Raw genomic sequence first — 16,227 nt, 5'->3', positions numbered from 1 at the left:
GCGCATTTTTACAATCTGGCGTAATGGCGAAGGAAACGGCAAATCGGTCCGCAGACGCCCCGCTACAGCGCCTGATGCGTCGCGGGATCCAGCCCGCCGTGCGCGAGTTCGCGCTGAATGCCCTGCAACAGGCTTTCCAGCAGAGCGATGTCGAAGGGCTTGGAGAGCACCCGCACATTGACTTGCCGCGCGCGGTCGAGCTCTTCCGCGTAGCCGGTCACGAGAATCACCGGCAGCTTGATATCGAACGCCCGGATGGCCTCCGCCAGGTCGATGCCGTTCAGCGCGCCCGGCATATGGATGTCCGACAGCACCACGTCGAACGGCAACGGCTCGCCGCTGCGGGTGTGCTGCGCACGCGCTTGCTCCAGGAGACTCAGAGCCATGTCCGCATTCAGCACGCACGTGACGTGGTGGCCCATCATCTGCAGCAGCGCTTCGGTGCCCGCGGCCACTTCTTCGTTGTCCTCGACGAGCAGCACGCGCAGTCCGTGCGATGCGCCAGGGTCTTCCGTGCCTGTTTCGGCCGGCCCGTCCGCGATGGGCTCTTCCGTCGCGCGCGGCAGATAGAGCCGCACCGAGGTACCCGCGCCGACGGCGCTGTCGATCGCGGCCAGCCCGCCCGAGCGCTCGCAGAAGGCAAACACCTGCGGCAGACCGAGCCCCGTGCCCATGCCCTTTGCCTTGGTCGTGAAAAGCGGTTCGAAGGCGCGCGCGAGCACCTCGGGCGCCATGCCGACACCGGTGTCCTCCAGCGACACCTGGACGAAGTCGCCGGTCAGCGGAAAGCCGTCCTCGTGACGGAACGTGATGTTGGTCGCGCGCACCGTGAAGCGTCCGCCGTTGGGCATGGCGTCGCGCGCGTTCACGGCGATATTGATGAGCGCGAGCTCCAGCTCCGCAACGTCCACCCGCATTGGCCAGATGCCGACTCCGATATCGATAACCAGCGAAACCTTGGCCCCAAGCGACGCGCGCAACAGGTCGCGGCACGCAGGCAGCCAGCGGTCGAGCGCGACGGTTTCGTTACGCAGCGGCTGCTTGCGTGCCACACCCAGCAACTGCCGCGTGAGCGATTGCCCGCTCTTGAGCGCCCGCTCCATGGCGGACAGCTCGCGGTCGAGTCCGCTTGCGCCGCGCCGGCGCGCAATCTGCACGTTCGCCGAAAGGATCATCAACAGATTGTTGAAGTCGTGCGCGACGCTGCCCACCAGCGTGCCGAGCGCTTCCATTTTGCGCGACTGCCGGTACGCCGATTCGATGGACCGGCGCATGGAGGCTTCCGCCTGCCAACGCTCCCACGCTTCTTCCTCGGCGCCGAGCCGCCGCAGCGAAAGCCAGATCACGCACCACAGGGCGACGGACGGCGTGAATATCGACAGAATCAGCACCGCAAGGTGCCGATACCACGCGGCCCACATGGCCGACGCGCGATAGCCGCACATTACATACACGGGATACGAGCCGACATGCCGGAACGCGACGATCATGTTGTCGCCGTCGATATTGGAGCGCATGCGCGTCACGCCGGCGCGCCGTCCCTCTTTCATGGCTTCGGCGAACGGCGAGTCCGCAGCGACGGCGGTCGGTTCGCCCGGGCGGCGCGGGTAGTGAGCGAGGACTGCGCCGTCGGCGCGCACGAGGCTCATGCTCATGGGCACGCCGTCGTTGCCACCCAGCAGCTCGCGGTAGAACGCGTCGAAATAGCTCGGACGCAGGGCGACCGACACCACGCCGGCAAACGTGCCGTCCGGCGCGCGCCGTTCGATGCCCGAATTGAACACCTGCTCGCCGGCCACGTGCCCCGACATGACTTTCGACACATGTTCGAGGTCGCGGCCTTCGCGCAGGCCGACGAAGTCTTCGCGGTCGCCGATCGACACCGGCGGCGCCGGATAGAACCGGCTGCTCACAAGCAACGTGCCGTCGCGGCCGAAAATGGACACCGCGGCGACCTGCGGATAGCCGCCGCCCATCGTGCGGACTTTGTGGTGAATGGCGGCCTCGCGTGCGCGTATGCCCGCGTCGTCAAGCCCCTCCGTCAGATCGACGATGCGCGTGTCGAGCGTTTCGTTCATGTCGAACACTTTGAGCGCGTGTTCCTCGGCGATGCGCACGGTGCGCAGCGTCATGTCGGTGGCGTCGGCTTCGCGGCTGCGCATGTCGTTGAAGGCCATGGCCGCAACGTAAAGACACGGCAGCACGACGGCGGCGACCAGCAGCGCGATCAACGTCATGCGCCGCACGTGAAAGTTCTGCTCCGGCACGCTGGGAAACACCGCGTCGCCCTGCCCATCCGCGGAAAGGCGGCTCGCTCGGTGCGGATCGAACCGGTCAGCTGTCATTGTTAAACGCTCGGGCTTTCAAAAACGTAAAGACACGGGAATGATACGTGAAGCATAGTCGCTGAATGGCGGTAGAAGTTACCGTAATGGCCGGTGCTGGGAATTTTTGGGCGCAATTCATCAGCCTTTTAAAACAGTGACAAACTGACAAGCGCAAACGTACACAAAAGTATAAACGGTATAAAACGTGTAATTATGCGGCACGTATGTTTTCAAAAATGGGCTAACCGAGGAAGATATTGTTAGCCGGTGAAAAATACCGCGTATTGCTTTTCGGCGGTATTGCTTTGAGAATCGATCCCACGACAAAAAGTGCGTCCGCCATGTTCGAACGCACGCGCCGCGAGGGCACCGGATCATGCGTACGCGCGTGAGTGCCGGCGTTCGCGGAAACCACGCGCGCGCGGCACGGGGATCAGCCAGGTTCCAGCGAGCCGCGCCGATTCTATACGGGGTAGGCTCAACATGTCGGTCATAACCGTCGTCCGCCGCACGTACGCGCGTTCTCGCGCGAGCAAAGCCTGCGCTAGGCGCGCCTTGCCGCGCCTCATCCCCGCCTGTCCGCACGCCGCCTCCCAGCAGGCACACGCGCATCGCGACGCGCGCCGTCGAACGTCACCCTAAAGAGTTCGGGCTATTAGCCGTTAACACGCACGAGCTTATTCCGTCTGTAGAACGCCATGTCTTTGCCTATCGTGATCGCCGATGATTCGTTGCTTGCCCGCAAGGTGCTCACCAAGGCATTGCCGCCGGATTGGGACGTCGACGTGTCGTACGCGTCGAACGGACGTGAAGCGCTCGCTTTATATCGTCAAGGGAAAGCCTCGGTGATGTTCCTCGACCTGACCATGCCGGACATGAACGGCTATCAGGTGCTCGAGGCGTTGCAGCATGAGGACCTGAACACGTTCGTCATCGTCGTCTCAGCCGATATCCAGCCGATGGCGCAGGCGCGCGTGCGCGCGCTCGGCGCCGCGGCGTTCGTCGCCAAGCCCGTGACGCCGGAGGCGGTACTGCCCATCCTCAAGGAGTACGGGTTGTATGTCTGAGCCAGTCCTCAACGAAGATCAGCGCGACGCGCTGCAAGAGGTCGCCAATCTGGCGATGGGTCAAGCCGCGACGCGTCTCGCGCGGCTGCTCGATTCGTTCATCGAATTATCCGTGCCGCGCGTCAGGGTGGTGGCGGTAACAGAGGCTGCGCAGACGCTGAGGGAGATGACCGGCATCCAGGACCCGGTGAGCGCCGTGCGCCAGGGCTTTCGCTCGGACATCAAGGGCGAGGCGCTGGTGATCTGCCGCAGCGACAGCGTGGACGACCTGTGCGCGCTGGTAAGCGATCCTTACTCGCGCTCGGCATATGAATCGGTGAGTCAGAAGGAACTGATGTTCGACGTCGCAAACGTGCTGACCGGCGCGTGCGTGTCGTGCATCCTGGACCAACTCGGCCGCACCCCGGTGTTCTCCGCGCCGGGCCTGCTCGGCGACGCGCTCACGCTCGACGAAGTGTTCCAGCCCGGCGTGCTGCAATGGGAAGTCGCGCTGCTCGTCGAAGTCAACTTCACGCTGGAAGATCAAAGCTTCCGCGCGCACCTCGTGATGCTGATGGCGGAAGAGTCTATCCGCCACATGAACGACGCGCTCGACGCGCTGCTGTCCAGCCTATGAATTCGCCCGTGCAGTCGTTGAGCGATATGGTGGTGGAGCGGGTCGGCTTCGGCATCTTCGTGCTCGACCGCGACATGAACGTGCTGATGTGGAATCGCTTCATGCAGGACCACAGCGGGTTGTCGGCGGAGCAGGTGGTCGGCAAATCGCTGTTCGCGCATTTCCCGGAACTGCCGCGCGTGTGGTTGTCACGCAAGATAGAAAGCGTGTTTCAACTCGGCAGTTTTGCATTCAGCTCATGGGAGCAGCGCCCGTATCTGTTCAAGTTCGATCACGACCGGCCAATCACCGGCGGCGTGGACTACATGCAGCAGGACTGCACCTTCATGCCGCTCACGCGCGATCGGGAAGTGGTGGCTGTTTGCGTGACGATCTCGGATGTCACGCATGTGAGCATCGTGCAGCGCGAGCGCGAAGAGGCTGTGGCCAAGCTGCAGGAATACGCGGACCGCGACGGGCTGACAGGCATTGCCAACCGCCGCTATTTCGAGGCGCGGCTGCTCGACGAATACACGCGCTGGCAGCGCTATGGCGGCGATATGTCGGTGCTGCTGTTCGATCTCGACCACTTCAAGAAGATCAACGACCAGTTTGGCCATGGCGTCGGCGACACGGTGCTGCGCGTGATGGCGCAGCGCGTGGCCGGCGTCGTGCGGGCACAGGACACCTTCGGCCGCTTCGGCGGCGAGGAATTCGCGCTGCTGCTGCCATGCACGCCGCTCGAGGACGCAATGCGCGTCGCCGAAAAAATCCGCCGCACGATCGCGGACACGCCGGTGGAAGTGCAGGGCACCAGCGTGCCGGTGACCGCCAGTGTGGGCGGCGCGGCGGCGCGGGCCGGTTTGCCCGCCTACGATGTGTTGATCAACGAGGCTGACGCGGCGCTCTACAGCGCCAAGCGCCAGGGTCGCAACCGCTGCGTCGCACTGACATGAGACGCGCGGCGGCGCGATCTGACACGCCGTGCCCGCCGCTGTACCTGCTGCTTTGTCCACCGCTTTGCCCACGTTTCGGCTGGCAAAACTGCGTCGTCTCACAAACGTTGATATACTTTTCGCCGTTTCCGGCATCCCAGCCGTCTGTTTCGCGCGTGTCCGCGCGCGCGGGCCGCCCGCCCTGGGGCGAGGCATAACAATTACTGAACGCCTTTCAGCGGGCGCCCTCCTGCGGAGATCGTCTTGGCTGTTTCCAATCCTGTCGTGGACGATACTGAAATTGACGCCGCTGCCGCCACGTCCGGCAGCTCGTTTTATCTCGCAATGCGCATCCTGCCGGCCGCGCAACGCGATGCGATGTATCAGGTCTACGCTTTCTGCCGCGCTGTCGACGACATTGCCGACAGCGACTTGCCGCGCGCCGACCGCGCCGCCGCGCTGGAGCGCTGGCGCGCCGACATCGACGCGTGCTATGCCGGCGCGCCGCGCGCTTCGTTGCGCGCGTTGACGCGGCACATTCACACGTTCCATCTGCAGCGCGAAGATTTCCACGCAATGATCGACGGCATGGCAATGGACGCCGCCGCCGACATTTGCGCGCCCGACGAAGCCACGCTCGACCTGTACTGCGACCGCGTCGCGAGCGCGGCGGGCCGCCTCTCGGTGAGAATATTCGGGATGCAGGAGGAGCCGGGCCGGTTGCTCGCGCACCACCTGGGCCGCGCGCTGCAGCTCACGAACATTCTGCGCGATATCGACGAAGACGCCGGCATCAACCGGTGCTATCTGCCGCGCGAGCTGCTGGCGCGCGAAGGCATCGCAATCACGAACCCGGCACAGATCGCCGACGACCCGTCGTTGCCGCGCGTGTGCGCGACGCTCGCCGCGCGCGCGCAGGAACACTTTGCCGCGTCCGACGCGATCATGGACCGCGAGCCGCGCAGCCAGGTGCGCGCGCCGCGCATCATGTCGGGCGTCTACCGTGTGCTGCTCGAGCGCACGCTCGAGCGCGGCTTCGACATTCCGCGCACGAAGGTCAGCAAGCCGAAGCTGCGCTTGCTGTGGATCGTCGCGCGCTACGCGCTTTTCTGAGCTCATGTCGAGGCTCGTACATGTGGTCGGCGCGGGCCTCGCCGGCCTCGCCGCCGCGGTGCAATTGCAGCGGCGCGGCGCGCGAGTCGTGTTGCACGAGGCGGCCGCGCAGGCCGGCGGCCGTTGCCGATCGTTCTACGACGCGAAGCTCGGCGCGACCATCGACAGCGGCAATCACCTGATCATGTCGGGCAATGCCGCCACGCTGAACTATCTGCGGGCGATTGGCTCCGCGGACGAATTGACCGGACCGGCGCTGCCGGAATTCCCTTTCGTCGATCTGGCCAGCCGCGCGCGCTGGACCGTGCGCATGTCGCCTGGCCGCCTGCCGTGGTGGATCTTCGATCCGAACATGCGCGTGCCGAACACCGGTCCGAGCGATTATCTGAGCGTGGCGCCGCTGCTTTTCGCGAAGCCAGGCCGCAGTGTCGCGCAGACCATGCGCAGCAACGGCCCGCTGTGGGACCGCCTGCTCGCGCCGCTGTTTCGCGCCCTGCTCAATGTGGAGCCGCGCGAGGCGTCGGCGGAACTGACTGCGGCGGCGGTGCGCGAGACGCTGATCTCGGGCGGTCTCGCCACGAGGGCGCTGGTCGCCCGCCACGGCCTGAGCAGCGCGTTCGTCGACCCGGCGTTGCGGCTGCTGCAGCACGGCGGCGCGACTATCGAACTGGGTTCGCGGCTGGAGCAACTAGTGTTTGCCGCTCGTCAGCAAGCCAATACCCGCGCAATGTCCAGCCGCGTCGAGGCGCTGAATTTCGCGGCAGGCAGCATTGCGCTCGACAGGAACCATGCCGTGATCCTCGCGGTTTCGCCGGACGTCGCGCAGACGCTCGTTCCAGGCCTGCGTGCGCCGACCCGCTATGCCGCGACCGTCAGCGTGCATTTCGGCATCGAGCCGCCGTTCAAGCTCGCGCCGGTCACGGGACTCGTCAACGGTACGGCGCAATGGCTGTTTGCGTTCGACGGGCGCCTTGCGGCGACGGTCTACGGCGCCCAGGAACTGATCGACACGCCGGCCGAAGATCTCGCCGCACGCGTATGGGCCGAGGTCGCTCAGGCGGCCAATCTGCCCGCCGCGGGAATGCCGGCCTACCAGGTCGTGATCGACCGAAACGCGACATTCGCCGCGCTGCCGGACCAGGAAACGCTGCGTCCCGGCACGCGGACTCGCTGGAACAATCTGATGCTCGCGGGCGACTGGACGGCTACCGGCCTGCCCGCGACGATTGAAGGCGCGATCCGCTCCGGCCAGAAGGCCGCGGATACGCTGCTGAATCAACCGATGGAACGCTGATGAACGACCTATCTCAAGCTCATGTGCTGGCCGCCGCCGGGCCCGAAAACGCCGGCGAAACCGGGACTGCGCCGGCTACGGCGAGCACTGCAACGGCAACCGCGCCTGCCTCCGCAACCGCAACGGCGACCGCCGCCTCCGCCGGGTCTGCGCCTGCGCTCGACGCCGCCATCGCGCGCGCGACCGATGCGATTCTTGCTGCGCAGAATGCGGACGGCCACTGGGTCTACGAACTCGAAGCGGACGCAACGATTCCCGCCGAATACGTGCTGCTGGTGCATTACCTCGGCGAGACGCCGAACCTCGAACTGGAGCAGAAGATCGCGCACTACCTGCGCCGCATCCAGTTGCCGGACGGCGGCTGGCCGCTTTTCACCGACGGCGCGCTCGACGTCAGCGCAAGCGTGAAGGCGTACTTCGCGCTGAAGATGATCGGCGACTCGGCGGACGCCGAGCACATGGTCCGCGCGCGCGAGGCGATACTCGCGCACGGCGGCGCGGAGGCCGTGAATGTTTTCACGCGCATTCTGCTTGCGCTTTTCGGCGTGGTGTCGTGGCGCGCGGTGCCGATGATGCCGGTTGAAATCACATTGCTGCCCATGTGGTTCCCGTTCCATCTGTCGAAGGTGTCGTACTGGGCGCGCACCGTGATCGTGCCGCTGCTCGTGCTCAACGCGAAGCGCCCGCTCGCGCGCAATCCGCGCCGCGTGCGCATCGACGAACTGTTCCGCGGCGCGCCGGTGAACACCGGCATGCCGGCGCGTGCGCCGCATCAGCACGTCGGCTGGTTCCGCTTTTTCCGTGTGGTCGACACGGTGCTGCGCGCGGTCGACGGCCTTTTCCCGAAGGCCACGCGCGAGCGCGCCGTGCGGCAGGCGGTGGCGTTCGTCGACGAACGGCTGAACGGCGAAGACGGCCTCGGTGCGATCTTCCCCGCTATGGCCAACTCGGTCATGATGTACGACGTGCTCGGCTATCCAGCCGATCATCCGAACCGGGCGATCGCGCGCCGGTCGATTGAAAAGCTGCTCGTCATCAAGGACGACGAAGCGTATTGCCAGCCGTGTCTGTCGCCGGTGTGGGACACGTCGCTTGCCGCGCATGCGCTGCTCGAAACCGGCGAGCCGCGTGCGGAGCAGGCGGCGGAACGCGGTCTTGCGTGGCTGCGTCCGCTGCAGATTCTCGACGTGCGCGGCGACTGGATTTCGCGCCGGCCGAACGTGCGTCCGGGCGGCTGGGCCTTCCAGTACAACAACGCGTTTTACCCCGATGTCGACGATACGGCGGTGGTCGCAATGGCGATGCATCGCTCGGGGGCGCTCACGCAGTCGGACGTGGATCGCGACGCGATCGCGCGGGCGCGCGAATGGGTTGTCGGCATGCAGAGCAGCGATGGCGGCTGGGGCGCGTTCGAACCGGAAAACACGCAGTACTACCTGAACAACATTCCGTTCTCGGACCACGGCGCGTTGCTCGATCCGCCTACCGCGGACGTGTCGGGCCGTTGCCTGTCGATGCTCGCGCAACTCGGGGAACTGCCGCAGAACAGCGAACCGGCGCAACGCGCGCTCGACTACATGCTCAAGGAGCAGGAACCGGACGGCAGCTGGTACGGCCGGTGGGGCCTGAACTACATCTACGGCACGTGGACCGCGCTCTGTTCGCTGAACGCCGCCGGCATGCCGCATGACGATCCGCGTATCCGGCGCGCCGCCCAATGGCTTCTGTCGATTCAGAACGAAGACGGCGGCTGGGGCGAGGGCGGCGAAAGCTACAAGCTGGACTATCACGGCTACGAGCGTGCCCCGAGCACCGCCTCGCAAACCGCATGGGCGCTGCTGGGCCTGATGGCGGCCGGCGAAGTCGATAACGAGGCGGTCGCGCGCGGCATCGGCTATTTGCAGCGTGAACAACGCGAGCACGGCTTGTGGGACGAAACGCGCTTTACGGCCACCGGCTTTCCGCGCGTGTTCTATCTGCGTTACCACGGCTATCGCAAGTTCTTCCCGCTGTGGGCGTTGGCACGCTTCCGTCATTTGAAGCGCAATGGGCTGACGCGCGTCGCGGTCGGGATGTAACGGATGTCGCGTTCAAACGACCCGTACGTTGCTGCCGGCTCCGGCAACCCGCCGGTGATCGTCGTGACGGGCATGGCCTTCGAAGCGCGCATCGCGCGCGGCGAGGGCGTCGAGGTGGTCTATGCGGCACGGGCCGATTTGCTCGAACGCGCGTTGAGCGCGGCGGTCGCGCGCGGTTGCTCGGGCATTGTCAGCTTTGGGACGGCGGGCGGCCTCGCGCCGGATCTGCAGCCAGGCGCGCTGATCGTGGCGGATGCGGTTGCCGGTCCATTCGGTCTCATTCCGACCGATGCGGGCTGGGCCGACCGGCTCGCCGCCGCGCTCTCCGAAGGGCCGCTCGCATCGCGCCTGCAACGCGGGCCAGTGGCCGCGGTCGCCGCCCCGCTCATGTCCGCGGATGAGAAGCGCGCGCTGCATCGTTCGACGGGTGCGCTGGCGGTGGATATGGAGTCGCATCTGGCGGGCGCGATGGCGGCGGCGCGCGGCTTGCCGTTCGCCGTGTGCCGCGCGATTGTGGACCCGGCGTGGCGCACGCTGCCGTCCGCCGCGACCGCCGGATTACGCGACGACGGCAGCACCGCGCTTGCGCCCATTCTGCGTGAGTTGCTGCGGCAGCCGTCGCAGATCGGCGCGCTGATTCAGGTGGCCCTCGACGCCCGTGCGGCGCGTCTTTCGCTGGTGCAGGCGCGCCAGGCATTGGGCGCCGCGCGAGCGCTGAATATGGGCGTTGCCTGACGCCTGCAAGGCCGAGCGGCAGCCGCCTGCTCGCGGCGTAGCCCAGCGGAGGTCGGCCTGGCTGGTCATCCTTCTCGGCGCACGCCTTTCCTGGTCTGAATCCCCGCGAGCGTTATTGCGCTGCCGGCGCTGAGGCGGTCTGCGCGGTCCCGGCGGGCGCGGGCCGAGGAGCTGACGTGGTCGCCGGGCCTGAGGCCGGGGCGTCAGCCGGGGCAACTGACGAAGCCGGTGCAGCCGATGAAGCCGGTGCAGCCGGCGCTGCCGTCGACCCGCCCGGCGCCGAACCCGCCGCCCCGCTCGCCGGCACGTCGCCGGGGTCGGTGTAATTGGGCACGCCAGCCGGCGCGCCGGCGGCCGCTCCGGAAGCCGTCTCAGGCGTCTCGGCCGTATCGCCCGGGTCGGCATAATTCGGCAACGCTGCGGGCGCGCCTGCGGCGCTGCCCTTGGCCGGCGACGGTACAGCACCGGAATCGCCCTGATCGTCGTATTCCGGCAGCGGCGCGGCGTTGTCGCCCGTGCCGCGCAGACGGGCGCGCCGTTGCTGCGTATAGGCATCGCGCACGAACGAGTATTTGTCCAACGCCGCCTGTTGCAAGAGGTCCGTCGCGCCAAGCAGATCGGAGCGCACGCTCACGAACTGCAGCACGTACAGCGGATTGCGCACGGCGGGCTCCACGTAGTTCAACGGATTGAACTTGACGTCCACCACGAGCCCCATGCTGTCGCGCACGGTGCTCGGGCCGAACAGCGGCAGCACGAGGTATGGCCCCGACGGAATGCCCCAGTGCCCGAGCGTCAGCCCGAAATCCTGATGGTGCTTGGGCAGGCCGGCGGGCGTTGCCCAATCGAGCAGGCCGCCGAGCCCAAATGTCGAGTTCAGCGCGAAGCGGACAATGTCCTCGGTGGCGTCGGTGATCTTCAGTTGCAGCAGCGCGTTCGCGGCATTGCTCAGGTCGCCGAGATTCGAGAAGAAGTTGCTCACGGCCGTGCGCAGCGGCTGCGGCGTGACCTTCTGGTAGCCCTTCGCAACCGGTACGGCGACGTAGCGGTCGAGGCCGTCGTTGAACGTGAAGACCGCCCGGTTCATCGGCTCGAATGGGTCGCCGGGCTTGCGGTCTGGACCGGTCGCGCAGCCGGTTATCAGGCCGGCGGCGGCAACCGCCAGCACAGTGGTACGCAGTTTCATGCTTATATTCCCTTGTACTTCGCGCGACGTGGGCGCGGCTTGCCCATCAACACGGGTTGGAAAACCACTGCGCCGATGAGCGTGCAAAAGAGCGATAGCGCCAGCAGACGGCCCATGCTGGACGTCCCCGGATGATGCGATAGCCAGAGGCTGCCGAATGCCGTCGCGGTGGTGGCCGCGCTGAACAGCACAGCGTGCGTCAGGCTCGACTGCAACAGACCGGTCTGTCCATTGCGCCACGCCATCACGAAGTAGATCTTGAAGGCCACCCCGACGCCCAGCATCAGCGGCAACGCGATGATATTCGCGAAGTTCAGCGGCATGCCGAAAACCACGCATAGCTCCAGCGTGACGAGCGCCGACACCAGCAGCGGAACCAGCGTGCGCAGCATGTCGCCGAGGCGCCGCAGCGCGACCCACAACAGGATCGCGATGGACAGCAGCGACCAGCAGGCCGCCTGCAGGAACGCCTTGATGATGGTCTGCGCAGAATGAAGGATCGAAATGGGTCCGCCGATCGCGCCCGGCTCGGCCTTCTTCACGGCGTGCGCGAAGCGTGCGAGCGCGACGTCGTCGTTCGGATCGGCACCGGGCTTGATTTTCGGCGAGATGTCGACGAGCGCGCGGCCGTCTTTCGAGATCCAGTCTTTGGAGATTTCCTTCGGCAGGTTGTCGCGCGTGATTTCGGTGGGCTGCAGCAGGTTTTCCAGTTGTTTGAGCGCGATGCGCAGCGGCTCCGACATCGCCGTTTCCGCGCGGTCGCGCGTGGCGGCGTCCGCGGCCGCCAGCTTTTGCAGCGTGGCGGAGAGGTGCTTTGCTTCGGCCGCGCCTGGGCCTGGGTGGTCGTCGGCGGCGAGCGAGAGCTGGTTCGACGCGCGCTTGAGCGCCGCGACGCGCACCGCGTCCGTGGCCTGCGGCGCGGGCTGCTGTTGCAGCGCGGGCAGCAGTTGCTGCGCGGCACTCGCGATCAGCATCATTTTCTGTTGCTGCTGTTGCGGGACAAAGGTGTCGAGGGTGGTGACGCGGCCCACTTCGGGCAACGCGCGCAGGCGTTCGGCCATGCGGTCGGCGTCCGCCAGCGAGGGCGCGAGCGCATGCACGTTGTTCACCGCGGCCTCGGGCGAGTCCTTCAGCGAGAGCAGCGTGGCCATCGACTCGGTATGCGGATCTTTCAGATGCAGCGGGTTGAAGTCGAAGTGCAAACGCGTGAGCAGAGGCGTGGCGCCGATCACGACGATCAACGTCCCGATGAGCACCGGCTTACGGTTGCGGGCGAGGAAATCGTCGACCGGGGCAAGCTGCCTGAAGCCCGGCGAAGCGGGTTCGCCCGGCGGGTTGAAGATCTTCAGCAAGGCCGGCAGCAGCGTCATGTTGGTCAGATACGCGACGAACATGCCGACGCCGGCGATCTCGCCCAACTCGGACACGCCGCGATACGCGGTCGGCAAGAACGAGAAGAAGCTCAGCGCAACGGCGACCGCGGCAAGGGTCAACGGCACGCCGATGCTATGCGCGGTATGGGCGAGCGCGGCGGACAGACGGTCGTCGCGATTGCGTTCCTCGCGATACTTCACGCCGAACTGCACGCCGAAATCGACGCCGAGCCCGACGAACAGCACCATGAACGCGACCGAGATCATGTTCAGTGCGCCCACCATCATCAGGCCGAGCGCCGCGGTAATCGCCAGTCCCACGAACAGCGTGATGAACACCGCGGCGATCATGCGCCCGGAGCGCAGCGCGAGCCACAGGATCACCAGCACGACGATAAACGTGCCGATGCCGTTGAGCACCGCGCCGTCCTTGACCGACGCGAATTCTTCGTCGGCAAGCGGCTGTTCGCCGGTCAGGCGGACCGTTGCGCCATAGCGCGAGTCCAGATGCAGCGAAGCGGCCGTGTCGCGGATGCGCTGCGATGCCGCCGCGCCCGGCTCGAGCGCGTCGTAGTTCACCACGGGCTGCACTACCACGAACGCGCGCGCCGGATTCGTGGACGCGCTCTTGTCGACGAACGCGCGCCACGAGAAAGCCGCGGGCTTGCCGGCCAGCACCAGATCGAGCGTGTTCGCGCTTTGCGACAACAGGCGGCTCATGTCCGAGAGCTTCACCTGACCGATCTGCAGCGGCAGCAACAGGCTCGTGGTGAGCGTGCCCGCAAGTCCGGTGAGGCTCGGGTCGTGCGCGAGCGTGTTCACCAGCGGCCGCGACTGCACGAGCTGCGAGGTGGTGGACATGACTTCTTCTGTCGACGGGAACAGCAGGCCGTTGTGTTCGAAGAACGGTCCGCCGGCTGGCTGCGAGACCGCAACGAACTCCTTGGGCTCGGCCTTGAGCGCGGCCGTCAGCGCACTTGCGGCGGCGTCGGCGAATTCCGGCGCGCGTGCCTCGACGACCACCAGCACCGTGTCGCCGCGGTCGGGAAAGGCCTGGTCCATCGCATGCTGGAGTGTGGACCACTCCTTGTCGGTTTCGATGAGACGGCTGATGTCCGTGTTGATCTTGAAGTGGTGCGCGACATAGATCACGCTCAGAACGGCGAGCACGATAGACAGTGCGATGATCCGTAATGGATGGCGCACCGAATAGGCGACGAGGCGAACAATAGATGACTTCAGCATGTAGGCGGAACTGGCCTTATCACGGGTGGCATTTTGACGAAAGTGCACAAGTATACAGAGCCGGAGCAAACCGGACTGCATTCGACGGCAATCCGCGCAGCCCGCGCGCACTTACTTTTGCGGACACTTTTGCGGACTGACGAGGCAGGGCCGACCAAGCCCCTAGCAAATCCGGCTCCCGGACAGGCGGTTGCCCGGCACGGTGCGGTGGAGCGGGAACGCAATGCCGGTATACTGGTCTATCCAGCTTTGGCCGCCGGCTTGCCTGGCTTGTTTCCCGGCAGCGGCGCGAGCTTTGCTGCTGCCTTATGATCGTTGGCCGGTGGTGCACACTTTTTTCAGGTTACCTGAGCGTATGAAACGTTATCTGTCTGCTTTTCTGGCCGCGGCTTTTGTCTCAACGGCTGCGTTTGCGCAAAGCGCGCCCGACGCGGTCGTAAAAACTGCCGTGGAAGGTACGGTCTCGGCCATGAAGGCCGATCCGCAAGCGCGGGGCGGCGATATGTCGAAGATCACGCAACTGGTCGAGACGCGCTTCGTTCCGGCAACGGACTTTCAGCGCACCACCCGCATCGCGGTGGGCAAGGCATGGAGCACCGCCACTCCCGAACAGCAGAAGCAGCTGTACGACCAGTTCACGCTGCTGCTCGTGCGTACTTATGCCTCGTCGCTTTCGCAACTGCGCGATCAGGACGTGAAGTTCAAGTTTCTGCCGGCCAACGTGCCTGGCGGCGCGAAAGACGTCGTGGTGCAGTCGCACGTCATCAGCAATGGCGGCGACGACGCCATCGACTACCGGCTCACCAAGGGACCGTCCGGCTGGAAGATCTACGACATCAACATGATGGGCGCGTGGCTGATCCAGGTCTATCAAACGCAATTTGCCGATCAGCTTTCCAAGGGCGGGGTCGACGGTCTGATCAAGTTCCTCACCGCGCATAACGCACGCAGCGCGGGCTGATCCAAGGCGGGAGGCTCGTGCGTCGGCCTCCCGCGCTGCCAGACCGAAGCGCAAAAAAAGCGCGGTGGCCCGTGAGGCCACCGCGCTTTTTTGTCGATCTTGCAATGCGAGCCTGCGAGCGGCGGTCATGCATACACGCTGACCGCGCCGGCTGGATGCTCAGTGCGCGGCCGTAGCCGTTTGCACCTTCTTGCCCTTTCCGCTCATCTTGATCTCTTCCAGCTTGATCTCGACGTGGCGCGAGAACACATACTCAGCCGGGCGCTGCTTGTCCAGCGGAATGTCTTTGGCGAAAGCACCCGTGGTCTTCGGGCCGCGCATGCTCACCTTCAGGGCCTTCAGCGGATGCGCAACCGTATCCATCACGGCCGTTGCTTCAAAGCCGCAATGGACCATGCAGTCCGCGCATTTTTCGTAGTTACCGGTTCCGTACTTGTCCCAGTCGGTGGTTTCCATCAGTTCCTTGAAGGTCTTCACGTAACCTTCGCCGACCAGATAGCACGGCTTTTGCCAGCCGAACACCGTGCGCGCCGGGTTGCCCCACGGCGTGCATTCGTAGGTCTGGTTGCCGGCGAGGAAGTCGAGGAACATGGCCGACTGGCTGAACGACCATTTCTTGCCATTGTTGCCGCGCTTGAAAATCTCGCGAAACAGGTGCTTGGTCTTCTCGCGGTTCAGGAAGTGCTGCTGATCCGGCGCACGCTCATACGCATAGCCCGGCGAGACGGTGATGCCGTCAACGCCCATCGGCCCGACCGTGTCGAAGAACGCGGCCACGCGCTCCGGCACAGCGTCGTTGAACAGCGTGCAGTTGATGTTCACGCGGAACCCGCGGCGCTTCGCTTCCTTGATGGCTGCGACCGCCTTGTCGTACACGCCGTCTTGCGAGACCGAGTGGTCGTGCATCTGCTGGTCGCCGTCCAGGTGAACAGACCAGACAAAGTACGGATTCGGCTCGTAGTCGTCCATTTTCTTTTCCATCAGCAGCGCATTCGTGCACAGGTACACGAACTTCTTGCGCGCGATGATGCCTTTGACGATTTGCGGCATTTCCTTATGCAGCAGCGGCTCGCCGCCTGCAATCGAGACCACCGGTGCGCCGCATTCGTCGACAGCGCCGAGGCATTCTTCCAGCGACAGGCGCTGATTCAGGATGGGGTCCGGATAGTCGATCTTGCCGCAGCCATTGCAGGCGAGATTGCAGCGAAACAGCGGCTCCAGCATCAGGGCGAGCGGGTAGCGTTTGTTGCCGGACAGGTGCTGACGCATGATGTATGCGCCGACCCGGACTTTCTGTAGCAGCGGAATAGACAAGACG

12 protein-coding genes are annotated in these 16,227 nt (G+C 65.4%); 8 read left to right on the top strand and 4 right to left on the bottom strand.

Annotated elements, in window-relative coordinates:
• Positions 1-62: 62 nt before the first annotated feature.
• A complete protein-coding gene (locus tag JNB89_RS21100) occupies positions 63-2,345 on the bottom strand; it encodes a hybrid sensor histidine kinase/response regulator (protein ID WP_220363491.1) in 2,283 nt (760 codons plus the stop codon).
• Between the two features lie 680 nt (positions 2,346-3,025).
• Between JNB89_RS21100 and JNB89_RS21095 the strand changes: the two genes are divergently transcribed.
• The 7 genes from JNB89_RS21095 (at position 3,026) to JNB89_RS21065 (ending at position 10,144) form a co-directional block, all read left to right on the top strand.
• Positions 3,026-3,394, top strand: a complete 369-nt coding sequence (locus JNB89_RS21095) for a response regulator (RefSeq protein ID WP_013341993.1) — start codon at positions 3,026-3,028, stop codon at positions 3,392-3,394.
• Complete coding sequence (locus tag JNB89_RS21090; RefSeq protein ID WP_013341992.1) at positions 3,387-4,010, top strand: chemotaxis protein CheC; 624 nt, start codon at positions 3,387-3,389, stop codon at positions 4,008-4,010. Before JNB89_RS21095 ends, JNB89_RS21090 begins: the two co-directional genes overlap by 8 nt.
• Positions 4,007-4,945 carry a sensor domain-containing diguanylate cyclase gene (locus JNB89_RS21085; RefSeq protein WP_013341991.1) on the top strand — a complete coding sequence of 313 codons (939 nt, stop codon included), beginning with the start codon at positions 4,007-4,009 and terminating at the stop codon, positions 4,943-4,945. The genes JNB89_RS21090 and JNB89_RS21085 overlap by 4 nt, the downstream gene beginning before the upstream one ends.
• Before the next feature lie 243 nt (positions 4,946-5,188).
• Positions 5,189-6,037: a presqualene diphosphate synthase HpnD gene (hpnD, locus tag JNB89_RS21080; RefSeq protein ID WP_013341990.1), complete on the top strand. Its 849-nt coding sequence runs from the start codon at positions 5,189-5,191 to the stop codon at positions 6,035-6,037.
• 4 nt (positions 6,038-6,041) lie between these two features.
• A complete protein-coding gene (hpnE, locus tag JNB89_RS21075; RefSeq protein WP_220363490.1) occupies positions 6,042-7,331 on the top strand; it encodes a hydroxysqualene dehydroxylase HpnE in 1,290 nt (429 codons plus the stop codon).
• A complete protein-coding gene (shc, locus tag JNB89_RS21070; protein WP_220363489.1) occupies positions 7,331-9,409 on the top strand; it encodes a squalene--hopene cyclase in 2,079 nt (692 codons plus the stop codon). Before hpnE ends, shc begins: the two co-directional genes overlap by 1 nt.
• Positions 9,410-9,412: 3 nt before the next feature.
• A complete protein-coding gene (locus tag JNB89_RS21065) occupies positions 9,413-10,144 on the top strand; it encodes a phosphorylase (RefSeq protein ID WP_220363488.1) in 732 nt (243 codons plus the stop codon).
• Between the two features lie 112 nt (positions 10,145-10,256).
• Here the strand turns inward: JNB89_RS21065 and JNB89_RS21060 are convergent, their stop codons facing one another.
• Both JNB89_RS21060 and JNB89_RS21055 read right to left on the bottom strand, forming a co-directional pair.
• Complete coding sequence (locus JNB89_RS21060; RefSeq protein WP_220363487.1) at positions 10,257-11,330, bottom strand: MlaA family lipoprotein; 1,074 nt, start codon at positions 11,328-11,330, stop codon at positions 10,257-10,259.
• Positions 11,331-11,332: 2 nt separating this feature from the next.
• A complete protein-coding gene (locus JNB89_RS21055) occupies positions 11,333-13,948 on the bottom strand; it encodes an MMPL family transporter (RefSeq protein WP_220363486.1) in 2,616 nt (871 codons plus the stop codon).
• A 355-nt stretch (positions 13,949-14,303) separates the two neighbouring features.
• Here JNB89_RS21055 and JNB89_RS21050 point away from each other — a divergent pair, with 355 nt between their 5' ends.
• A complete protein-coding gene (locus JNB89_RS21050) occupies positions 14,304-14,909 on the top strand; it encodes an MlaC/ttg2D family ABC transporter substrate-binding protein (protein ID WP_041729292.1) in 606 nt (201 codons plus the stop codon).
• Between the two features lie 159 nt (positions 14,910-15,068).
• Here the strand turns inward: JNB89_RS21050 and hpnH are convergent, their stop codons facing one another.
• On the bottom strand, positions 15,069-16,223 hold the full coding sequence (gene hpnH, locus JNB89_RS21045) for an adenosyl-hopene transferase HpnH (RefSeq protein WP_135895242.1): 1,155 nt from the start codon (positions 16,221-16,223) through the stop codon (positions 15,069-15,071).
• Positions 16,224-16,227: the final 4 nt, after the last annotated feature.

Origin of the sequence: Paraburkholderia phenoliruptrix (genome assembly GCF_019511605.1) — a bacterium.
Taxonomy (GTDB): domain Bacteria; phylum Pseudomonadota; class Gammaproteobacteria; order Burkholderiales; family Burkholderiaceae; genus Paraburkholderia; species Paraburkholderia phenoliruptrix_A.
The sequence above is the reverse complement of the archived record's forward strand: the minus strand, read 5'-3'. Positions and strand labels throughout refer to the sequence as shown.